Source organism: Actinoplanes aureus (genome assembly GCF_015704865.1).
GTDB classification, from domain to species: Bacteria; Actinomycetota; Actinomycetes; order Mycobacteriales; family Micromonosporaceae; genus Actinoplanes; species Actinoplanes aureus.
Genome location: NZ_JADQTO010000009.1, coordinates 66,229 through 87,579, shown reverse-complemented (window position 1 = coordinate 87,579; position 21,351 = coordinate 66,229). Strand labels below are relative to the sequence as shown.

The 21,351-nt window shown below is 70.8% G+C and carries 16 protein-coding genes; 10 read left to right on the top strand and 6 right to left on the bottom strand.

Going from position 1 to position 21,351, the window contains the following annotated elements:
- Positions 1 to 16 precede the first annotated feature (16 nt).
- Together I4J89_RS20290 and I4J89_RS20285 are read left to right on the top strand one after the other, a co-directional pair.
- Entirely contained in the window at positions 17 to 1,372 is a 1,356-nt protein-coding gene (locus tag I4J89_RS20290) for an alpha/beta hydrolase (RefSeq protein ID WP_196415576.1), read from the top strand.
- 79 nt (positions 1,373 to 1,451) lie between these two features.
- The gene (locus tag I4J89_RS20285) at positions 1,452 to 4,052 is read left to right on the top strand and encodes a putative bifunctional diguanylate cyclase/phosphodiesterase (RefSeq protein ID WP_196415575.1); all 2,601 of its coding nucleotides are present in this window, start codon (positions 1,452 to 1,454) and stop codon (positions 4,050 to 4,052) included.
- Positions 4,053 to 4,057: 5 nt separating this feature from the next.
- Here the strand turns inward: I4J89_RS20285 and I4J89_RS20280 are convergent, their stop codons facing one another.
- The 3 genes from I4J89_RS20280 to I4J89_RS20270 form a co-directional block, all read right to left on the bottom strand.
- A complete protein-coding gene (locus I4J89_RS20280) occupies positions 4,058 to 4,741 on the bottom strand; it encodes a SprT family zinc-dependent metalloprotease (RefSeq protein ID WP_196415574.1) in 684 nt (227 codons plus the stop codon).
- Between the two features lie 136 nt (positions 4,742 to 4,877).
- The gene (locus I4J89_RS20275; RefSeq protein ID WP_196415573.1) at positions 4,878 to 7,220 is read right to left on the bottom strand and encodes a glycoside hydrolase family 9 protein; all 2,343 of its coding nucleotides are present in this window, start codon (positions 7,218 to 7,220) and stop codon (positions 4,878 to 4,880) included.
- A 111-nt stretch (positions 7,221 to 7,331) separates the two neighbouring features.
- Positions 7,332 to 8,462: a glycoside hydrolase family 12 protein gene (locus I4J89_RS20270; RefSeq protein WP_196415572.1), complete on the bottom strand. Its 1,131-nt coding sequence runs from the start codon at positions 8,460 to 8,462 to the stop codon at positions 7,332 to 7,334.
- 198 nt (positions 8,463 to 8,660) lie between these two features.
- Here I4J89_RS20270 and I4J89_RS20265 point away from each other — a divergent pair, with 198 nt between their 5' ends.
- From I4J89_RS20265 to arfA, 4 genes are read left to right on the top strand one after another with little or no spacing between them, the layout of a single operon-like run.
- Positions 8,661 to 9,998, top strand: coding sequence for an extracellular solute-binding protein (locus I4J89_RS20265; RefSeq protein ID WP_196415571.1), 1,338 nt, complete (start codon positions 8,661 to 8,663; stop codon positions 9,996 to 9,998).
- A 10-nt stretch (positions 9,999 to 10,008) separates the two neighbouring features.
- Positions 10,009 to 10,950: a carbohydrate ABC transporter permease gene (locus I4J89_RS20260; RefSeq protein WP_309238388.1), complete on the top strand. Its 942-nt coding sequence runs from the start codon at positions 10,009 to 10,011 to the stop codon at positions 10,948 to 10,950.
- Positions 10,950 to 11,834 (top strand): carbohydrate ABC transporter permease, encoded by an 885-nt coding sequence (locus I4J89_RS20255; RefSeq protein ID WP_196415570.1) that lies wholly within the window; start codon positions 10,950 to 10,952, stop codon positions 11,832 to 11,834. The genes I4J89_RS20260 and I4J89_RS20255 overlap by 1 nt, the downstream gene beginning before the upstream one ends.
- Positions 11,835 to 11,837: 3 nt before the next feature.
- Positions 11,838 to 13,346: an arabinosylfuranosidase ArfA gene (arfA, locus tag I4J89_RS20250; RefSeq protein WP_196415569.1), complete on the top strand. Its 1,509-nt coding sequence runs from the start codon at positions 11,838 to 11,840 to the stop codon at positions 13,344 to 13,346.
- 39 nt (positions 13,347 to 13,385) lie between these two features.
- On the opposite strand, the gene I4J89_RS20245 is transcribed toward arfA, so the two are convergent.
- Positions 13,386 to 13,760 (bottom strand): STAS domain-containing protein, encoded by a 375-nt coding sequence (locus I4J89_RS20245; protein ID WP_196415568.1) that lies wholly within the window; start codon positions 13,758 to 13,760, stop codon positions 13,386 to 13,388.
- Between the two features lie 75 nt (positions 13,761 to 13,835).
- Positions 13,836 to 14,675, bottom strand: a complete 840-nt coding sequence (locus I4J89_RS20240; protein ID WP_196415567.1) for a patatin-like phospholipase family protein — start codon at positions 14,673 to 14,675, stop codon at positions 13,836 to 13,838.
- A gap of 132 nt (positions 14,676 to 14,807) precedes the next feature.
- Between I4J89_RS20240 and I4J89_RS20235 the strand changes: the two genes are divergently transcribed.
- The 4 genes from I4J89_RS20235 (at position 14,808) to I4J89_RS20220 (ending at position 20,180) form a co-directional block, all read left to right on the top strand.
- Positions 14,808 to 17,480 carry an ATP-binding protein gene (locus I4J89_RS20235; protein WP_196415566.1) on the top strand — a complete coding sequence of 891 codons (2,673 nt, stop codon included), beginning with the start codon at positions 14,808 to 14,810 and terminating at the stop codon, positions 17,478 to 17,480.
- 69 nt (positions 17,481 to 17,549) lie between these two features.
- Positions 17,550 to 18,338, top strand: a complete 789-nt coding sequence (locus I4J89_RS20230) for an alpha/beta hydrolase (RefSeq protein ID WP_196415565.1) — start codon at positions 17,550 to 17,552, stop codon at positions 18,336 to 18,338.
- Positions 18,335 to 19,075 carry an MBL fold metallo-hydrolase gene (locus tag I4J89_RS20225; protein WP_196415564.1) on the top strand — a complete coding sequence of 247 codons (741 nt, stop codon included), beginning with the start codon at positions 18,335 to 18,337 and terminating at the stop codon, positions 19,073 to 19,075. Before I4J89_RS20230 ends, I4J89_RS20225 begins: the two co-directional genes overlap by 4 nt.
- Positions 19,076 to 19,613: 538 nt before the next feature.
- Positions 19,614 to 20,180 (top strand): RICIN domain-containing protein, encoded by a 567-nt coding sequence (locus tag I4J89_RS20220; RefSeq protein ID WP_196415563.1) that lies wholly within the window; start codon positions 19,614 to 19,616, stop codon positions 20,178 to 20,180.
- A gap of 203 nt (positions 20,181 to 20,383) precedes the next feature.
- Here the strand turns inward: I4J89_RS20220 and I4J89_RS20215 are convergent, their stop codons facing one another.
- Positions 20,384 to 21,130 (bottom strand): hypothetical protein, encoded by a 747-nt coding sequence (locus I4J89_RS20215; protein ID WP_196415562.1) that lies wholly within the window; start codon positions 21,128 to 21,130, stop codon positions 20,384 to 20,386.
- Positions 21,131 to 21,351 lie beyond the last annotated feature (221 nt).

Sequence of the window (21,351 nt, the reverse complement as noted above, 5' to 3'; positions counted from 1 at the left end):
GTGTCGCATGGATGCCATGTCAGCGCTGATCGCCATCCTGATGACCGCTGTGTTGACCGTTCCGGCCGGCGCCGGGCACCGAACGGGTCCCGCCCTCACCGGCGCACAGCCCTGCCCCGAGATCACCACCTTCACTTGCTCCTATCTGACCGTGCCGCTGGACCGGAGCGGCCGCCGGCCCGGCACGCTGCGGCTGCGTGTCGCCGTCGCCGGCAACGCGGACGCGCCCCGGGGTGTGCTGATGGTCCTGTCCGGCGGACCCGGCCAGCCCGGTCCGGCCCTGGTGCCGCGGATTGCGCAGCGGCTGTCGTACCTGCTCGACGACTACCGCATGGTCATGATCGACCAGCGGGGGACCGGCGCCGGCGCGATCGACTGCCCGCGGTTGCAGGCCGAGGTGGGTTCCTCGGACGTCACACCGCCGTCGCCGGCCGCCGTACGCGAGTGCGCGGACCTGCTCGGCCGGGACCGCCACCACTACACCACCGCGGACACCGTGGCCGATCTGGAGGATCTGCGCCGCGCGCTGGGCGTGGCCCGGTGGACGCTCGACGGTGTCTCGTACGGCAGTTTCGTGGCCGCCCAGTACGGCCTGACCCATCCGGACCGGGTACGCCGGATGGTCCTCGACTCCGTCGTACCGCAGAACGATCCCGACGCCCTCTACCTGGACAGCCTGCACCGGGCCGGCTCGGTGCTGCGCAGCGCGTGCCGGGAGCAGCGGTGCGGCTACGACCCGGCCGCCGAGCTCGCCGGCGTGGTACGCCGCTACGACAACGGGGTCGGCGTCTTCGACCTGCTCGTGATCGCCAGCATCGTCGACCCGAAGCTGACCGGAACCGGGTTCTACCCGGTCCTCGACCTGCTGCACCGGGCCGCGCAGGGCGACCCCGGCCCGCTGAACGCCGCCATCGAGGGCCTGCGGCAGGGGTTCACGCCACCGGCCGAGTTCAGCGCCGGCCTGCACCTGGCCACCCTCTGCGCGGACCTGCGCAGTGCGCCGTGGGGTGACTCGTCGACGCCGCTGCACGAGCGGGACGAGGCCGTGACCCGCGCACTGGACAAGATCTCCCCGGCCGAGGCGTGGCCGTTCGAACCGCGGACCGCGGTGGAGCAGGGCATCGTCCAGGGCTGCCGGCACTGGCCGGTGTCGCGGCCCAACCCGCGGCCGCCGTACGACCGGCTGACCATGCCGGTGCTGCTGATCAACGGGGACCGTGACCTGTCCACGCCGGTGGAGTGGGCCAGGGAGCAGGCGGCCCGCACACCGCACGGCCGGCTGGTCGTCATCAAGGGCATGGGTCACTCGATCCAGGGCCGCAACGCCGAGGGGGACCGGGCGGTGCAGCAGTTCCTGGGTTCCGGGTGCTGACACCCCATGAGCCGTAACCGTTTCGAGGGTTCGTCGTTAATCGGTGCAGCAGTTCTGTACGAACCCCTGGACGGCGCTGATGGCAGGCGGAACCCCTCTCCGGCCGGCGCTCTACGCCGTGCCCGCGCTCCTGGTGCTGATCGGGCACGTCGTGGCGCTCGGCCGGCCCCCGGTGGCCGCTGTGGCCGGGCTGGTCACGGCCTGCTCGGGTGTGATCGCTGTGGCGATGGTGACGGCGGCCGTGTCCGGGCGGGCCGCCGGGCCGCGCCCGCGTGTCCTCGCTCTGGCCGGCGGGATCGGGCTCGGCGCGCTGGCCGGGGCGGGTAGCGGGATCGCCGTCCTGGTGGCGCCGGAGGTGCGAGTCGACGGGGTTCCGCTGCCGGCTGAGATTCCACTGGTGACGTTGTTCCTGGTCGCGGGCATGTACCTGGTGGCGATCCTGCGGCCGCACCAGCGCCGGGACCTGCTGGGCCGGCTGCGGTTCGGTTTGGACACGCTGGGCGTGACGGCCTGCCTGATCTTCTCGTCGTGGGTGCTGCTGTTCAGCGACGGCGACCGGCGCGGGGCATCGATCACCGCGCTGGTCTTCGGCGGGGGTGCCGCCGCGACCGTCGCGGTCAGCGGCGTCCACGCGATCCGGCACCGGGCCGCGCTGCAATGGTGCGGGCCGGCCGCGGCGTTGTCGTTGATCGGGCTGACCGCTCTGGTCATCGGCCTGGACTTCCCCGGCGTGCCGAACGCGGCGATCGCGGCCGTGGTGGCGGGGATCGCGGTGAACGTGGCCGCCGGCCTGCTCTGGTACGGGTCGGTGCGGATCTCTCCCGACGTGGGCCCGATGCCGCCGCCGGGCAGCGAACCGGCGGCGAGCTTCCCGCTGCTGGCCCTGCTGATCCTCGGTTCGGCGCTGGTCACGGTCTACCACCTGATCAACGGCGGCGGCGTGGACGCGACGTCGATCCTGCTGGGCACGGTCGCGGTGGCGGCGGTGGCGACGAGGGAGTGGGTGTCGGCGATCGCGTTGCGGCGTCAGGCCGGGCACCTCACCGATCAGGGCAATCGGTTACGGGATCTGATGTTCGGTTCGGCGGACGTCGCGATGGTGCTGGACTCGAACCTCGCGGTCCGCTGGCAGTCACCGGCCGCGGCACGCCAGTTCGGCCTCTCCGAGCAGGAGGTTCTCGGCCGTACCGTGTCGGTGCTGGTGCACCCCGATCAGGTCGACACCGTGCACGCACACCTGACCGCGCGGATGTCCGGTAAGGACGCGGACGGCATCGTGGTCCGGCTGCGCGACGGCTTCGGCCGGTGGCGCGAGACGGCCTGGACCATCAGCGGACCGGATCCGGCCGAGCCCGGGCACACGCTGGTCGTGCACATCCGCGACATCACCCACCTGCACGGCCTCGAACAGGCGCTGCGGCAGGCCACGCACCTGGACCAGCAGACCGGCCTGGCCAACCGGGAGGGCATGCTGCGTGCCGCCGAACTCACCCCGGACGCCGGCGCGATGATCGTGATCGAGCTGGGCGGGCTCACCGCGATCGGTGACGTGCACGGCCGGGACCTGGCCGAGTGCGTACTGGTGGAGGCGGCTCGCCGGCTGCGGACCGCGGTGGCCGGCGCCGACGTACCGGCCCGGCTTGGCGAGACCAGGTTCGCGGTGCTCACCCACTGCGGCGCGGTCCGCGCCCACCTGCTCGCCAGCCAGCTGGTCAACGCGCTGTCCGCGCCGTACACGGTGGCCGGCACGGTCTCGCACCTCTCCGCCTGGGCCGGTCTGACCGACGTGGGCGACGGCGACACCGAGGAGGTGATCCGCCGGGCCGCGCTCGCGCTCCGGTCCGTCCGGTCTGGGCCGCCGGCGGCCATCGAGTGGTACGACGCGGAGATGGAAACCCGCCTGATGCGCCGCTCCACGCTCGAGCAGGACCTGCCCGGCGCGCTGGCCCGCGGGGAGATCGAGCTGCGCTTTCAGCCGATCGTCGAGCTGCCCGGCCGGCGCCCGGCCGGGGTCGAGGTGTTGCCGGCGTGGCGGCATCCCACGCTCGGCCCGGTGCCGGCCGGCGAGCTGCTCGCGCTCGCCGAAGACCTGGGAAACCTCGCCGAGATCGAGCACTGGGTGCTGCACCGGTCATGCCGGCTGCTGGCCGAGTGGCGGCGGCTGCACCCGTCGCTCTGGCTGTCCGTCAACGTCCGGCCGCGCGAGCTGCTCGACCCGGCCTTTCAGGCCGGTCTGGAGACCGCCCTGGAGAATCATCGGCTGCCGCATGCAGCGCTGGTCATCGAGATCTCCGAGCAACACCTTTCCGACGTACGCGACGACGTGCACCAGCCCGCGGCCGGGGACGTGGCGGCTCAACTGGGTCGCCTGCGTGCCCAGGGCATCCGGACCGCGGTCGACGACTTCGGCACCGGCCCCACCTCGCTGAGCCGGCTGCGGATCCTCCCGATCGACCTGCTCAAGATCGACGAGAACGCGTTCGTGGACGTGGCCGTGACGCTCGGGCAGCGGCTGGGCATGCAGGTCGTCGCCCACGGCGTGCGGGAGCCGGCCGACCTGGACACCGTGCTGGCGGCCGGGTGCCGGCTCGGCCAGGGTGACCTGCTGGGCCGCCCGATGCCGGCCGAGCACCTGGAAGCCGTCCTGGAAGAGCACCAGGCCGCGCGGCGACGCGACTGAGGCCCCTATCTGCTGTGCGCCGGCTCGACCGTGGTGAACGGGGCGTTCAGCAGGCCTACGCCGGTCCGCACCTGGTAGCGGCTCCGTCCCCGCTTGACGATGGTGCCGACCAGACCGCCGTACTTTCCGCGGCCGGTGAGCCGCACCTGGTCGCCGACCTGCAGCGGGATGGTCTTGTCCGCGGTCCGGCCGGACTGGATGCGGGACAGTTCGGCCACATAGCGCGGGTGCATCGGCGCCGGGGCCCCGCGGTGTGTCCAGGCGAACACCGCCGACCGATCGAACGCTGGGGAGCACCGTGAGCAGGACCGGACCCGCATGGGCCGGCGGTGCACGGTCGTATGGTGGCCGGCCGGGCAGACACCCTCCCACGGCCCGTCGACGCGTGGCGCGTCCTCCGGTACGCAGCGGGTGCCGGAGCAGCCGATCCGGACGGCGACCGCCCGCCACACCCGGTCGTGGCCGTGCCCGGCACCGGCGATGGCGTGCGCGATCTCGTGCAGCACCGTCTCGGTGACCTGCTCGGGCGAGTACAGCCGGAGGAGCGGGCGGGAGAGCCCGATCTCCTTGCGGGCCGGGCGGCAGATCCCGGCGCGGGTCTTCGCATCGTCGAAGGTGAGGCGCCAATCGGTGAGCTGGTGGCGGGCCATCAGGCCGGCCGCGAGTTCCCGTGCTTCAGTCAGGTCCAAAACGTGTGGCTCCTCGTCACCACTCCATGATGACCCGGCCGGGCCCGGGCTGCCCGGGTCGGTTGCCGTGCGCACAGTGTGATTCGAGTCGCCCGCGGCGAGCCGGCCCAGGGCCGGCTCGCCGATCAGCGGAGGGTCAGCCGGCCGTGCAGGGTGTGCCGTTCAGGGTGAACGACGTGGGCGGCGGGTTCGAGCCGGTGTGCGTGCCGTTGAAGCCGAAGCTCACCGTGCCGCCGGCCGGCAGGTTTGCGTTCCAGCTCGCGTTCGTGACGGTCACCTGAGTGCCCGACTGGGTCACCGTGGCCGACCAGCCCTGCGTCGCCTTCTGGCCGGCGGCGTACGGGAAGGTCAGGCTCCAGCCGTTCAGCGCGGCCGGACCGTTGGTGATCGTCACGGTCGCGGTGAAGCCGGCGCTCCAGTCGCTGGTCGTGTAGGCAATCTTGCAGCCGGCCGCCGGCGAGGAGGACGGCGACGGGGAGACCGACGGCGACGGAGAAACGGACACCGACGGCGACGGAGAAACGGACACCGACGGGGACGGAGAAACGGACACCGACGGGGACGGAGACGGCGGCGTGCCGTCCGGCTCCGCGCCCCAGACCAGCGCCGACCCGTCATACAGCGGCACACCCCGGTTCGGGCCGGCGGCCGCCTGGTAGGACGGGTCGTTGGCCGGGTTCCACGTGCCGCCCTCGGCGACCCCGATCTTGAGCTGCACCTCCATCCGGTGCGCCGACTGCCCGGCCGGCGCGATGGTGTGGCCGGTGCAGTCCACCTCGACGTACCAGACGTTGCCGGAGTGCTGCTTCGCGCCGGTGGGACCAGGGCAGCCCTGCGTGTACGGCGAGCTGACCTGCAACGCCGAGCTGTCGTCGCGGGTGAAGTAGTAGCGGAACTTGCCGGCGGTCAGCGCCCGGGCCGGGAACGCCGACTTGTTGTAGACGATCACCTTCACCCCGGTCGACCGGGTTTCGTTCTGCATGACCGTCGTCTCGACCGACAACTCCGGGATGTCCGGCTTCTCCGCGACCGGGAAGCCCGCGAGGGGCGCCCCGCCGAACTCGCCGTAGAGCCGCGCGACCGCCGACGTGAACCCGGCGTTGTAGTCCGTCGCCACCTCGTTCATCACGTAGTCACCGCGGCTGTCGGTGTACGCGTCGTCCGGCGACGACGGCCCGCCGACCAGCGCACCGTACAGGACATGCCGGGTCTGTTCCGGAACCTGCTGGCTGTCCCACCAGGAGCCGTGCGCCGTACGGTGATGGGGATTCTTCGGCGAGTTGGCGCCGAAACCGATCACATAGCTGGAGTTGCGCGGGTTGTCGCCGAGCGCGTAGTTGATCTGCCGCACCGCGAAGTCGTGGTAGCGCTGCTTGCGGGTCGCGTCGCTGAGATGGTCGCTGTGCACCAGCGCGACGAACGCGGTGTTGGCCGCGTAGCGCAGCGCGCCCCACGAGTCGACCACCACCATGCCGCCCGGTGACGTGCGCACCTTCTCACCGTTCACGCCGACGGTGAACCAGTCGAGCCAGCGGTTCGCGTCGTCGAGGTACTTCTGCTTGCCGGTCAGCCGGGCCAGCAGGACGTAGTTGCCGTACTGCTTGTTGTCCCAGGAGATCGTCCACTTGTACATCTTGGTGCTGGTCTGGTTCTCGTTGCCCTGCGCGTCGTAGCCCGCCTCGGCCTTGGCCAGGTAGGCCGGGTCGCCGGTGGCCCGGTGCAGCCAGATCGCGCCCCACACCAGCTCGTCGGCGTAACCGCTCCAGGACCGGTAGAACGAGGTCACGTCGGTGATGCACTCGTGGTAGTTCTTCCGGACGGTGTCGGCGAACGTGTAGAGCTGCTTCGCGTGGGTGAGCAGCCGGTCCGCGTACGCCGCATCGGTGGGCCGGAAGACCAGGGAGCTGGCGGCCATCGCGGCCGCCGTTTCGGCGGCCAGCTCGGAGCCGCCACAGCTGGCATCGATCTTGTACGCCGGACGCGCCATCGGCATCACCTCGGCCGGCCCCCACCACTTGTGGTCGTCGTCGCCCTTGCCGACCTGGCCGTAGAGCACATTCGCGCTGGGGTGCGCCTTGATGAAGTAGTCGTTGGGCACCCGCAGGTTGTTCAGCAAGTGGGTGAGCTGCCCGGAGCTCGCGTACGCGTCCCGGTTCTCCACCGCGCCCCAGGCCAGCATCGTGGTGGTGAAGGCCATCGGCAGCCCGAACTTGACGTGGTCGCCGGCGTCGTACCAGCCGCCGGTCAGATCGAGGCCGGCGTCGGCACCGTCGGTCATCGCCGAGTCGCCGCGCCAGGACACCCGGTTCCAGGACGGCTTCTTGCCCGACACCTGGGCTTCGTAGAACAGCAGTGACTTCTGCAGTGCCTCGCCGTAGCTGTGCGGGGGTGCCGCAGCCGCGTCGGACGGTGAGGCTACCCAGAGCAGGCCGGCGCCGAGCGCGGCGGCCGCCAGGACGGTGCCGAGTTTCTTCCTCATAGACAGGCATCGTTTCATGGGAGCGCTCCCAATATCAACGGAAAGTTAAGAAACGCGTGCCCGGCGGGCGCGGTCATCTCCGCGCCCGCCGGAACGCTGGCCGGGGTGGCGTCACCCCCTGGTGCAGGTGGTTCCGTTGAGGGTGAAGCTGGACGGTGCCGCGAAGCTACCGCTGTAGGTGCCCTGGAACCCGAAGGTGGCGCTGCTGCCGGCCGCGATGCTGCCGTTGTAGCTCACGTTGCGGGCGGTGACGGCACCGGACGAGCCGGTCAGGGTGGCTCCCCAGGAGTTGGTCACGGCCTGCCCGGAGGGCAGCGTGAACCCGAGGGCCCAGCCGTTGATCGCGGCGCTGCCGGTGTTGGCGACGGTGACGTTCGCGGTGAAGCCGGAGTTCCACACGTTGGTGGCGTAGCTGACCCGGCAGGCGGTGCCGCCCGGCGGATTGCTGGGCGGCGGGTTGCTGGGCGGCGGGCTGGTCGTTCCGCCGCCGTTGACCGACGCGCTGAAGCTGTTCAGCGCGAGGCCGGCGCCGCCGATCCACGGCTCGAAGCCGGCCTGGATGCTGGTCAGGTACCACGAGTCGGTGATCGCGCCGCGCGCCTTCACATCGTTGATGAAGTCCAGGACGCTGAAGCTCCAGCTGGTGATGGGGGACGGCGCGACGTACGAGATCACCGCGTTGGAGCCGTTGCTACCTCGCCAGACCTCCCAGGTGCGCCCACCGATCGTGGTGGTGCCGACGACCGATCCGATCGGCTGGATCGAGCCCTGCCGGTTGAACCAGATCATGATCTCCTGTGCGTTGACCCCGTCGGTGCGCGGTGAGGGGTCGAGCCAGATGTCGAAGGACGCGTTGTAGGTGGCGCCGGACACGTACGTGTAGCTGACGCTGCTGGTGGCGCTGCTGATCGATCCGACCCGCATCGGCAGGTTGGTGCCGGGCGAGCATCTCGTGTAGTGGCAGCCGTAGTAGACCGCCGGGTACGACACGGGGGCGCCGCTCGTGTTGCCGACACTCTGCTGGCTGGTGATCCGGAAGCCGGTGTCGGTGACGTTGATGCACTGCTCGGCGGTGCCGCCCCACCGGTTGTTCATCGCGACGTAGCGGCCGCCGATGGTGGTCGCGCCGTACTGCTCGCAGATCAGCGTGTCGGCCTGGGCGGGTTGGGCCACGACGAACCCGGTCACGCCGGCGACGGCGAACAGGGCGGCGGCGGTGAGGGAACGGAAGGCACGTCTCATGGAAGCTCCTCTTGGGCCGGGAACCCAATGGGGATTGTGGGAGCGCTCCCGCGAGACGTTACAACACATCGACATTCATGAGAAGAAGCGGCGCGCGTCGCCTGTTATGCCACTTGAGGTAACTCCGGTATCACGACGCGTTACATGGTCTTAATGTGAGTGACGCCCGTCAAAGGATCAGGGTGGAGGGCCGAGCTCATGCAGACCGACCATCGCGTTCTCTCCCGCCGCAGCCTGCTGAGTGCCGTCCTGGCCGGCGCCGGCGCGGCCACCCTCGCCGGATGTTCGACACCGGTCGGTGCCGGGTTGGCCAACACCCCACTCGACCCAGGCACCGTGGAGTACTGGGACCTGTTCGGCGGCGGCGACGGCCTGCGCATGCAGCAGATGGTCGCCGGCTACCGCGCGGCGAACCCCGGCATCCCGGTGCAGGCCGTGACGCTGGCCTGGGGCAACCCGTACTACACGAAGCTGTCGCTGGCCACGGTCGGCGCCAAGCCGCCGAACGTCGCCGTGTCGCACCTGACCCGGATGCAGACGATGCAGCAGGCCGGGCTCCTTCAGGAACTGCGCCCCGAGGACCTCGCCCGGCACGGCATGGCCGCGGAGATGTTCAACCGGCGGGCCTGGGAGGCCGGGCTGATCGACGGGCGCGCCTACGCCATCCCCATCGACACCCACCCGATGGTGCTGTTCTACAACACCGACATCTGCGACGAGGCCGGACTGCTCGACGACGCCGGCGCCCTGAAAGTCCTCGAGGGGCCGGACGCCCTGACCGACGCCTTCACCAAGGCCCAGCAGGTCACCGGCCAGTTCGGAGCCACCCACGGGATCAACGCCGACCCGGCCAGCTGCTGGCGGATCTTCCACACCATGTACGCGCAGCTCGGCGGCCAGGTGATCGCCGACGAGGGCACCCGGGTCGTCCTGGACGACGCCAAGGCCCAGCAGGTCCTGGAATACCTGCGGACGCTGACCGTCGAGCGCAAGCTGATGCCCGGCGCCATCGACTACCAGGGCGCCATCGCGCTGTTCGCGGCCGGCGGCTCCGGGTTCCACATCAACGGCGAATGGGAGATCAGCACCTTCCAGACCGCCAAGATGCCGTTCGGGATGGCACTGCTGCCGAATGTCTTCGGTGGCACCTACGCCGTGCACGCCGACTCGCACACGCTGGTGCTGCCCCGCCGCGACGACCAGACCCGCGAACAGCTCGACTTGTCGCTCGGCTTCATCAGGGCGCTGCTCGACCAGAGCATGACCTGGGCCGAGGGCGGGCACGTGCCGTCCTGGATGCCGGTCGCGGACAGCGACGCGTACCGCAAGCTCACCCCGCAGTCGAACTACGCGGCCGCCGCCGACGCCGCCGTCTACGACGAGCCCGCCTGGTACTCCGGATCCGGGTCCAACTTCGAGAACGTCATGGGTTCGGCGGTCGGCGCCGTCGAAAGCGGCCAGCTCACTCCGCAGGCCGCGATCGCCCAGATCCGGTCCCAGCTCACCGCCCTCGCGGCCCTGCCCTCGCCGGTCTGAGGAGGTCGACGTGACGACGCTTACCGCCCCCGATCGACCGGCTGAGCAGGTCGCTCCCGCCCTGCGCGACGCCGACGTCCAGCCCGGCCACGGCCGCCCCGCGCTGCTGATGATGGCCCCGTTCCTCGTCCTCTACCTGCTGTTCATCATCGGACCGACGCTCTACATGGTCTTGATGAGCCTGTTCGACACCAGCCTCGTGAAGGAGGGTCTCGGCAGTTGGGCCGGCCTCGGCAACTACGCCGAGGCGTTCGGCGACCCCGCCTTCTGGGAGTCGATGTGGCACACCATCTGGTTCACCATCCTCACCACACCCCCGCTGGTCGTGCTCGCCTTCGTGCTCGCCCTGCTCGCCGACCGGGTACGCCGCGGGCGCTGGTTCTTCCGGCTGGCGTTCTTCCTGCCGTACGTCCTGCCGTCCGCGGTCGTCGCCCTGATCTGGATGTGGATCTACACCCCGGAGCTGGGCCTGCTCGGCCGGTTCGTCACCGCGCTGGGCTTCACCGAGCCCGGCTGGCTCGGCGACCCCGACGTGGCGATGTGGTCGCTCGCCCTGACCACCGTGTGGTGGACGCTCGGCTTCAACTTCGTGCTCTACCTCGCCGGCCTGCAGGACATCCCGCGTGAGCTGTACGAGGCGGCCGCGATCGACGGTGCCGGACCGATCGCCCAGATCCGCCGGATCACCGTACCGATGCTGGCCCGCACCACCTCGCTGGTCGTGGTGCTCCAGGTGATCGCCTCGCTGAAGGTCTTCGACCAGATGTACATCATGACCAGCGGCGGGCCGAACTTCAGCACCCGCCCGGTCCTCGAATACGTCTACGACGTCGGGTTCACCGACTTCCGCGTCGGCTACGCCTCGGCCGTGTCGACGCTGTTCTTCCTCGTCGTACTGGCCGTCTCCGCGGTGTGGGTGCTGCTCACCCGGCGTCAGGAACAGGGGTTGTGATGACCATCGTCGCCGAGACCCGCCAACGGCGCGACACCGCGCCCACCGTCACCCGCGAGGAGATCGATCGACGGACCCGGCTCTTCAACGGGTTCTGCGCCGGGGTGCTGATCGCGTTCGCGGTGATCTGGCTGGTGCCGATCGCCTGGGCGGTGGACACCTCGCTCAAACCGAACGCCGAGACCACCAACCCCACCTGGATGATCGAGAACCCGACGCTGGAGTCCTACCGCACCCTGCTGGGGCAGGGCGACATCTGGAACTGGTACGCGTCCAGCTTCATCACCTCCACGCTGACCGCGGCGGCGACCGTGCTGACCGCCAGCATGGCCGCGTTCGCCCTGTCCCGGATGCGGTTCCGGTACCGGTGGCTGGTGTTCTGGTTCGTCCTGATCGGCATCATGATCCCGCAGCAGGTGCTGATCGTGCCGCAGTTCAAGGAGTTCGCCGCGCTGGGGCTGCTCAACACGTACTGGGCGGTGATCATCCCGCAGGTGCCCGCCGCCATCGCGGTCTTCATCTTCAAACAGTTCTTCGACGGCGTGCCCCGGGAACTGGACGAGGCGGCCCGGGTGGACGGCGCCGGCTTCTTCCGGACCTACTGGCGGGTGGTCATGCCGCTGAGCCGGCCGGTGGTGTCCGCGGTCGCCATCTTCACCTTCGTCTGGAGCTGGAACAACCTGCTCTGGCCGCTGCTGGTGATGACCAACCCGAAGCTGATGACCATCCCGGTCGGCCTCGCCACCGTGCAGGGCACCTACGGCATCCGGTACGCCGACACGATGGCCTCGGCCATCCTCGGCGCGCTACCGCTCGTCCTGCTGTTCGTGTTCTTCCAGCGCCGCATCGTCGAAGGCATCGCCGGTACCGGCCTGAAGGGTTGATCCATGCGGCAGGCAACCCTCGGCATCGACCCCCGGCTGCGCGTGGCCGAGGTGGACCCGCGCCTGTACGGCTCCTTCGTGGAACACATGGGCCGCTGCGTCTACACCGGCATCCACGAGCCCGGCCACCCCACCGCCGACGACGCCGGGTTCCGCCGCGACGTGGCCGACCTGGTCCGCGAGCTGGGTGTGCCGATCCTGCGCTACCCGGGCGGCAACTTCGTCTCCGGATACACCTGGGAGGACGGCATCGGCCCCCGCGAACAGCGGCCGCGCCGCCTCGATCTGGCCTGGCGCTCGATCGAGACCAACCAGGTCGGCGTCGACGAGTTCCTGCACTGGGCCCGTGGGGTCGGCAGCGAGCCGATGCTGGCGGTCAACCTCGGCACCCGCGGCGTGGACGCGGCCCGCGCCCTGCTCGAATACTGCAACCACCCCGGCGGCACCGCCTGGTCCGACCTGCGCCGGACCAACGGCTCACCCGAGCCGTACGGGGTCAAGCTGTGGTGCCTCGGCAACGAGATGGACGGCCCCTGGCAGATCGGCCACAAGACCGCCGCCGAGTACGGGCGGCTCGCCGCCGAGACCGCCAAGGCCATGCGCCGGGTCGACCCCACCATCGAGCTCGCCGCCTGCGGCAGCTCGAACCGGCGGATGCCCACGTTCGGTGCGTGGGAGGCCGAGGTGCTGGCCGAGACGTACGCCCAGGTCGACTACATCTCCCTGCACACCTACTACGAGCAGCACGGCGACGACCGGGACAGCTTCCTGGCCAGCGCGGTCGACCTGGACCGGTTCATCGAGGAGGTGGTGGCCACCTGCGACCACGTCCGGGCCACCGGCGGGCACCGCAAGCGGATCAACCTCTCGGTCGACGAGTGGAACGTCTGGTACCAGGCCCGTTTCGCCGGCGAGGAGAACCTGGAGTGGGCGCAGGCGCCGCGACTGATCGAGGACACGTACTCGGTCACCGACGCGGTCGTCGTCGGCAGCCTGCTCATCTCGCTGCTCCGGCACGCCGACCGGGTCAAGATCGGCTGCCTGGCGCAGCTGGTCAACGTCATAGCGCCGATCCGCTGCGAGCCGGGCGGCCCGGCCTGGCGGCAGGCCAGCTTCCACCCCTTCGCGCTGACCTCGCTGAACGGTCGCGGCACGGTGCTGCGCACGGTTCTTCAGGCACCGGGGTACGCGACGACGGCGTACGGAGACGTGCCGCTGATCGACGCCGTCGCCGTGCACGACGAGGAGCCGGGCACGCTGACTGTGTTCGCCGTCAACCGCGACCAGCGGCAGCAGACGGCCCTGGACCTGGATCTGCGCGCCTGCCCGGGCCTGATCACAGCGGAGCACGTGGTGATCGCCGACACCGACGCGGACGCGGTGAACACGGCCGAGGCGCCGGACCGGGTCGTCCCGCGCCGGCTCGACGATGTGAAGGTGGCCGACGGTCACGGCATCGCCGCGTTGCCACCCCTGTCCTGGAACATGATCAGATTCCAGCCGGCAGGCTGACGCCTTCCGGCTGACGCCTTGCGAGGCGCCGCGGATGCGTCAGGCGGACTCCTGATCGCTGCCCGCGCCGCCCGGTTCCGGAGTGTCCAGCAGGTGGTCGAGGCCGATGGTGTCGATCACCCGCTTGACGATGCCGCCGGCATTGGTCAGCCGGAAGGCGATCCCGGCCTGGTCGGCGGCGACGTAGCCCTCGATGATCGCGCCGATCGCCTCCGAGTCGATGAACCGCACGTCCTGGAGATCGACCACCATGCGCCCGGTGCCGCCGGCGGCGACGATGCCGAGCAGCGCGTCACGCAGTTCCTCGCGGCTGTCGATGTCGAGCTCGCCGGCCAGCCGGACACGGGACGTCACCGACCCGGCGGCGTCCGTGCCGGCCGGCTCCGCGGCGATGGAGAAGTAGTCGTCCGTCACGATATTTGTCTACCAGCAAATATCGGGGGTTTCACGTCGGGGGTAGCGCTTTTCACCCATTGTCATCGATTTGCGTCACTGCCAGACGGTGCGTAGGCGCTCCGCCTCGGCCGCCGCCTGCGCCCGCCCGGCCTCCGCGGCCGGTCGCCGCCGCGCCGGATCCAGCACGTTGCGGCCGATCGCGGCGCGTGCCGCCCGGTCCGGTGACACCACCGCGGTGCGCACCCCCGGCCCGAGAGCCGCGACCTGCGCCTGCGGCCGGCCGGAGGGCCGCACCGACTGCGTCACCGGGGCCAGCACCACCACCTGCCGGTAGCCGGCGGCCAGGTCGGCGTTGGCGACCGAGCGGGCTCCGCCGTCGATGTAACGCTTCCCGCCGATCGTCACCGGCGGCCACGTCAACGGCACCGCGCAGCTGGCGGCGACGGCGTCGACCAGCGGGATGCCGCTGGACGCGTCGAAGACGCGTACCTCACCGGTCTCGGCCTCGACCGCGGCGATGCGCAAGCGGGTCGCCGGCCAGCCGCCGTCGCCGATGCGGCGGGCGATCACCGCGCGCCGCTCGGCCTCCGGCACCGTCCGCGCGCGCAGCGCCTGGCGGCCCAGCCAGGCGCGGCCGCGCGCCGGATCACCCGGCCAGAGGCCGGCGACCACGAACTTCAGCAGACTGCCCAGACCGATCCGGGCGGCGATCTCGCCGCCGGCGTCGGCGAGCTGCGCCGCGAAAAGATCATTGAAGGGTACGCCGGAGAGCACCTGAGCGGCCACGGACGACCCGGCCGACGTCCCGACGAACAGATCGGCATCGGTCAGATCGACGCCGTTCTCGGCCAGGCCGTGCAGCAGCCCGATCTCCCACGCGACGCCGGTGACGCCGCCGCCGCCGAGTACCAGAGCCTTGCCGTCGACACTCATGTACCGGATCCAAGCACCCGGCCGCTATGCCGGCACGCCGTGCGGAGAAACACGCGCGGCGAGCCGGATCGGCGCATGTGAGTTCAGCGATACTGAACCGGATCACCACATTCGAATTTGGGGGCGGATCGAATGCTGGTCGGGCGCGACGCACCGATACTCGCGGTCACCGGGCTGCTGGACCGGACCGTCGCGCAGGCCGGCGGCGCCGTGGTTCTGCGTGGCGAGGCCGGGATCGGCAAGACCGCGCTGCTGGCGCGGGTGTCGGCGCTGGCGACCGAGCGCGGCATGCGGGTGGCCGGGGTCAGCGGGGTGCAGGCCGAGGTCCACATTCCCTACGCCGGACTGCACCGGTTGCTCCGGGCTCTGGGCCGTGGCGGCCCGGCCCGGGCCGACGAGATCGATACGCCGTACCGGGCGGCCATGGACCTGCTGGACCTGCTCGGCGCGCAGCCGGAGCCGGTCCTGGTGGCGGTCGAGGACGCGCACTGGCTGGATCGTGGTTCGTGGGAGGCGCTGACGTTCGCGGCCCGCCGGATCGGTGCGGACCCGGTGGCGATGGTGCTGACCACCCGCGACGGCGACGACGTCGACCAGCTGCTGACCCAGGCCGGGCTGCCGGAGCTGCGACTCGAGCCGTTGTCACCGGCGGACGCGGGCGCGCTGCTGGCCTCGGTCGCGCCGGACCTGTCGCCGCCGTTGCGCGAGCGGGTGCTGGAGCAGTCCGCGGGCAACCCGCTCGGCCTGGTCGAACTGGGCGCGGTGGCGGCGGCCTCCGGGGGTGCGGCGCTGCTGCCGTCGTGGCTGCCGCTGAGCACCCGGGTGGAGCGTACGTTCGCCGCCCTCGTCGCCGAACTGCCCGCCGCCACCCGGGCCGTGCTGCTGGTCGCCGCCCTCGATGACGGGGACGGCCTCGACGAGATCCTCGCGGCGAGCGGCCGGTACACAGGCCAGCCGGTGACCGTCGGCGACGTCGAACCGGCCGTGACGACCCGGCTGGTTCATGTCGACGACACGTACCGGTTGAGGTTCCGGCATCCATTGCTGCGCTCGGCGCTGTACCAGTCGGTGGGCGTGACCCAGCGGCGGAGCGTGCACGCCGCGCTGGCCGCCGTGACCGTCGCCGACCCGGACCGGCACGTGTGGCATCGCGCGGCGGCCGCGACCGGCCCGGACGAGACGCTGGCCCGGGAACTGACCGAGACCGCGACCCGGGCCGGGCACCGCCAGGCGGCCACCGTGGCGCTGGCCGCGTTGCAGCGGGCGGTGCAGCTGAGCGAGGACCCGGCCGAGCGCGGCCGCCGGTTGCTGGCGGCCGCCGAGGTCGCCGCCGAGCAGGGTGACATCGCGGCGGCGCGGCGGCTACTGACCGACGTGGTCGACGAGCAGCTGCGCCCGGCCGACCAGGCGTGGCTGTCCTATCTGCGTGAGCAGTTCTCCATCACCGGCTGGTCGGGCAACGCACGGCTGACCGTGTACGCCGAGCTCATCGACGCGCTGCGCCGCGACGGCGACGAGCAGCGGGCGGTCGGCGCCCTGGTGGCGATGAGCCTGCGGTTCTACTGGTCGAACGCGTCCGTGGAGACCATCCAGGCGTACCTCACGGTCGCCGACAACTTCGACGCGCCCAAGGAAGACCCCCGGATGATCGCCACGGTGGGGCTGATCGCGCCGATCGAGCGCGGTGCGGTGACGCTGGAGCGGATGACGCAGCTGATCACCCGCTTCGACCTGGCCCCGGCCGAACAGCAGCTGCTCGGCCTGAGCGCCGGCGGGATCGGCGCATTGCATCTGTCGGCGCAGTTCTTCGCGGCCGCGGTGGCCGGGGTGCGGGCCCAGGGCCGGGTCGGCCTGCTCGCCCAGTTGCTGACCAGCCAGGCGTTCACCGCGGCGAGCCTGGGCGACACCCGGGTGGCCCTGCCGGCCGCCGCCGAGGCCGCGGCGCTCGCTGCCGAGACCGGCCAGGCGGCGTGGGCGTTGACGGCCCGGCTGATGCTCGGCCACGCCCAGGCGCTGACCGGCGACGCGGCAGCCGCCCGGGAGGCCGCTGACCAGGGAGAGAGCGTTCTGCTGACGAGCGGGATGCTGCCGATGCTCGCGCTGGTCCAGGCCATCCGCGGGGTGGAGGCGCTCGCCGGTGGACGGGCCGCGGACGCGTACCGGCAGCTGCACCGCATCTTCGACCCGGGTGACGTCGCCTACCACCCGTACCTGCGGTTCGTGACGTTCGGGCACCTGGCCGAGGCGGCCGCCTGGAGCGGCGAGGAGGATGCGCTGCGGGACATCGCGGCGCAGCTCAGCCAGGTGGCCGGGGAGTGCGGCTCACCAGCGCTGGTGGTCGCGTTGCGGTACGCCGAGGCGCTCCTGGCCGGCGACGCGCGAACCTTCGAGACGGCACTCGCCGCCGACCTGTCGGAGTGGCCGTTCGAGCGGGCCAGGCTGGAGCGGGCGTACGGGGCGTGGCTGCGCCGCCAGCGCCGGGCCGCCGAGTCACGGCCGCTGTTGCGCTCGGCCGCCGCGACCTTCGACGCGCTCGGTGCCGCACCCTGGGCCGAGCGGGCCCGGGCCGAGCTGCGCGCATCCGGTGAGTCGCTGCGCCGGCCGGTCGACGCGGCCGGTGCCCTGACCCTGCAGGAGCAGCAGATCGCCCGGCTGGCGGCCGAGGGACTGAGCAACAAGGAGATCGCGGAGCGGCTGTTCCTGTCGCCGCGCACGATCACCACGCACCTGTACCGGATCTATCCGAAGCTCGGCATCAAGTCCCGCGGTGAGCTGGTCCGGGCGATGGCCGACGACAGTACGTAGTCCTACGTACGCGAAGAGGGAGCTGTGGATCTTACGTTGAGTATCGGTCTCAGGTGAGGAGCACGAAGCATGAAACCCATCGTTCTCGTCCATGGCTTCTGGGTGACGCCGCGTAGCTGGGAGAACTGGATCGCGCACTACGAGGCCAAGGGGCATCGGGTGATCGCGCCGGGATACCCGGGCTTCGAGGTCGAGGTGGAGGCGCTCAACGCCGATCCGACGCCGATCGTGAACGTGACCGTGCCGCAGATCATCGCGCATCTGGAGGAGCAGATCCGGGCGCTGCCGGAGCCGCCGATCATCATCGGTCACTCGGCGGGCGGCGCGTTCACCCAGATCCTGCTCGACCACGGCTACGGCGCGGCCGGCGTGGCGATGAACTCGGCGCCCACCGAGGGCGTACGGGTGGTGCCGCTGTCCCAGGTCAAGTCCACGTTCCCGGTCCTCAAGTCACCGGGCAACCGGCACAAGGCGGTCGGCCTGACCCTGGAGCAGTGGAAGTACGCCTTCACCAACACGTTCACCGACGAGGAGTCAAAGGCGCTGTACGAGCGTTACCACATCCCCGCCAACGGCGGCATCCTGTGGGGCAGCGTGCTCGCCAACTTCCAGCCCGGACACCAGGACACCTGGGTCGACTACCACAACGACAACCGGGCGCCGCTGCTGTTCGTCTCCGGCTCGGAGGACCACATCATGCCCCCGGAGATCCAGCGGTCAAACCACAAGCACTACAAGTCGGACACGGTCACCGAGATCCGCGAGTACCAGGGGTACGCACACCTGCTGCCGGCTCAGAAGGGCTGGGAGCAGATCGCCGACGAGGTACTGGACTGGGCGCTGCGGCACGCCCGATGAAGATCACCCACATCGGCGGGCCGACCACGCTGATCGAGCTGGCCGGGGTACGGCTGCTCACCGATCCGACGTTCGACGCCCCGGGCCGGCGGTACTCGTTCGGCCTGGGGACCTCGTCGGTGAAGACGGCCGGGCCGGCGATTCCGGTCGAGCAACTGGGCCGGATCGACGCCGTGCTGCTCACCCACAACCAGCACGGCGACAACCTGGACGACGCGGGCCGGGCGTTGCTCCCGTCGGTGCCGCTGGTGCTGACCACGGTCAGCGGCGCCGCGCGGCTCGGCGGCAACGCGGCCGGGCTGGCGCCGTGGCGGACCACGACCGTGGGCGGGGTGGCGGTGACCGCCACCCCGGCCCGGCACGGCCCGCCACTGAGCCGGCCGGTCGTCGGGGAGGCGATCGGTTTCGCGTTGCGACCGCCGGGCACCTCGTCGGTGGTGTGGATCTCCGGCGACACCGTGCTGTACGGCGGCGTAAAGGAGGTCGCCGACCGGCTGAGCGTGGACACCGCGATCCTGCACCTCGGCAAGGTCCAGTTCGGCCTGACCGGGCCGGTCAAGTACACAATGACCGGCCGGGACGCCGCCCGGCTGGTCGCCCGGTTGCGGCCCCGCCGGGTGGTGCCGGTGCACTACGAGGGCTGGTCCCACTTCCACGAGGGACGCGAACAGGTGGCGGCGGCCTTCCCGCCGGACACCCTCACCTGGCTCAACCCGGGAGTGCCGACCGAGGTGTGACGAGCCGGGCTGTCCGTTCCGGCCGCTGCGCGGCCGCCGGAAACGCCGATCCGTCGCGCTACGGGAGGACCGGGCACGTTGCCGTCGCGGTTGCGTGCGGCGGCGCCGGGCGCGCTATGCCGGTTAGGGCCGCGTTCGCCGCCGTGACCGTCAGGTGATGCTGTTTCCCGGCGGTCGCGTTGGGGCGGCGGTGCGGAAGGCCGGGCTCGCGCCGGGAGAGCGGAGACGGGGTCGGCTTCGGCGGGACCGCGGTTGCGCGTACCCCGAAGAAGCGAGACCAGCAGGCAGACCTCGACCCAGAATGGTGTCCGGACGCGAACAGGTGACGTTCTTCCGCATTGATCCGGCCGAGCGCGACTTGCTGGCCGGCGCGCGCCGCTGGACCTGAACCGGGGTGAGTCCCACGTTGTACCGCTGCAGCCGAGACAGGATTTCGTCCTCATCGGTGGGTCGGTGTCTGGTGCTTGACGGTTTGTGATGCTTCCGGAGTGAGTGCCTGACAATGGCAGCATCACAGCCGTCGAGAACGGGGGAACAAATGAGAAGGCTGTTGAGCGGCCTGGTGGCCGCAGCACTGGCGGGAATGCTGAGCGTGGCGACACCCACTGCTGTCGAGGCCGCGCCGGCGGTGCCGGCCGGCTGGCGCGTCGTCACTCAGCAGGAGGCCGCCGACGTCGTACTGGCCAGTGTGTTCAGGCTGCGCTTCCAGCACAGCCAGAAGTGCCTGGACATCATTGGCTACCGCACTGACGACGGGGCGCCGGCCGGGCAGTGGACGTGCAACCCCGCTTACGAGCCCAACCAGCGGTGGGACATGTTGTGGCACCCGGGCCAGGACGAGTTCATCCTCCAGGTCGGCCACAGTCTGAAGTGTCTTGACCTGATCGGCTACAGCCGGGCCGAAGGGGCCAGGTTCGGCCAGTACAGCTGCAACTACGCCCCGAACCAGACGTTCCGGATGCTGGCGATCGGCAACAACGTCATGCTCCAGGTCATGCATTCGGGTCTCTGCGTGGACATCATCGGATACCGGACCGAGAACGGCGCCGCAGCCGGGCAGTGGACCTGCAACGGCGCCCCCAACCAGCAGTTGCAGTTCGCCTAGGCCGACGCAGTCGGTACACCTGGGGGTCCGAGGCGGGCGGCCGCCCGCCTCGCGGACCCGGTGTTATGAAACGTCATTTCATTCCGGTCGAGGCCGATAACCTGCATAATCCGCAGCTGTAGTACCGGGTCGAAACCCGCTGACCCGGCGGAGCAAGAAAAAGGGCCCCGACCGACCGGTCGGGGCCCGCGCTGCGGAACGGATCAGACGGGGATCGTCTCGGTGACCTGCTGGGTGGCGGTCACCGACATGGTGCACGTCGTCGTCGGGTGGGCCGGGCCGAAGGCCGGCTTGACGAGGGCGTGCACATAGAAGTGGCCCTGCGTGATCGCCGGGGCGAGGTCGAACTCACCGCCGGTGGCGCCGCCGATGGGCCACCACCGCCAGCCCGGTGCTGCGTACTGCCCGGGATCCGGGGTCGGCGCGGTGTTCGCCGGGTCGTTGGTGAAGCCCATCATCAACGACGGCTTGGGCTGCGTGCACTGCGCGAGGAACGAGACGTTCAGCGGACCGGGCTGGATCTTCAGGTCACCGCTGAAGATGTGGCACCCGTTGGTCGCAGGGCCGCACTCGACGTCGGTCCCGCTGTACTGCCAGACCGTCTTGGTCGTGGTGCGGGTCGTGAACACCGAGGCGTGGTCAGCGCGGCTGGCCGACTTGCGGTGCTTGTTGCCGCGGTAGACCGCCAGGTAGGTGCCGGACGCAGTCGCCTTGACCGCGCGGCTGAACGTGCCGTTAGCCGCCGTGCTCGTCGTGGCCACACGGGTGTAGCGCGGCGATCGATCCTTGCGGAAGTAGAACTCCACCGTTCCGGCGTTGCCGGTCTTGCCGGCCGCCGCCCGTCCGGACAACGTGATGGTCTCGCCCACCGCCACCGGGTCAGGCGTGGCGCTGAACGTCATGGCAACCGCGGCCTTCGGCGCGGCCAGTGCCGCCGTGGGTGCGGCCACCACGGCCACCGTCAGGGCAACTGCCGGAATAAGGAAACGCGCGATGCGCATCGGGCCCCCGCCCTCCAATGTGTCTAGTTCGCCCCGGAAGAAGATCCAGAGCAAGATTCGCACGACGTTAGTCCAAGATCGACTCGTGCGCCGCCCCGTTGGGGTGGCCGATCGCCTTGCCCTGGGCACCCGAACGCCTGGCCCGTGTCGCCCGTCCGGCCTGCGGCGCG

Bases quoted from the DNA above. Each gene is read 5' to 3' on its own strand.
- I4J89_RS20290 (WP_196415576.1), top strand. From the start codon at position 17: ATGTCAGCGCTGATCGCCATCCTGATGACCGCTGTGTTGACCGTTCCG.
- I4J89_RS20285 (WP_196415575.1), top strand. From the start codon at position 1,452: ATGGCAGGCGGAACCCCTCTCCGGCCGGCGCTCTACGCCGTGCCCGCG.
- I4J89_RS20275 (WP_196415573.1), bottom strand. From the start codon at position 7,220: ATGAGGAAGAAACTCGGCACCGTCCTGGCGGCCGCCGCGCTCGGCGCC.
- I4J89_RS20270 (WP_196415572.1), bottom strand. From the start codon at position 8,462: ATGAGACGTGCCTTCCGTTCCCTCACCGCCGCCGCCCTGTTCGCCGTC.
- I4J89_RS20265 (WP_196415571.1), top strand. From the start codon at position 8,661: ATGCAGACCGACCATCGCGTTCTCTCCCGCCGCAGCCTGCTGAGTGCC.
- I4J89_RS20255 (WP_196415570.1), top strand. From the start codon at position 10,950: ATGACCATCGTCGCCGAGACCCGCCAACGGCGCGACACCGCGCCCACC.
- arfA (WP_196415569.1), top strand. From the start codon at position 11,838: ATGCGGCAGGCAACCCTCGGCATCGACCCCCGGCTGCGCGTGGCCGAG.
- I4J89_RS20240 (WP_196415567.1), bottom strand. From the start codon at position 14,675: ATGAGTGTCGACGGCAAGGCTCTGGTACTCGGCGGCGGCGGCGTCACC.
- I4J89_RS20235 (WP_196415566.1), top strand. From the start codon at position 14,808: ATGCTGGTCGGGCGCGACGCACCGATACTCGCGGTCACCGGGCTGCTG.
- I4J89_RS20230 (WP_196415565.1), top strand. From the start codon at position 17,550: ATGAAACCCATCGTTCTCGTCCATGGCTTCTGGGTGACGCCGCGTAGC.
- I4J89_RS20225 (WP_196415564.1), top strand. From the start codon at position 18,335: ATGAAGATCACCCACATCGGCGGGCCGACCACGCTGATCGAGCTGGCC.
- I4J89_RS20220 (WP_196415563.1), top strand. From the start codon at position 19,614: ATGAGAAGGCTGTTGAGCGGCCTGGTGGCCGCAGCACTGGCGGGAATG.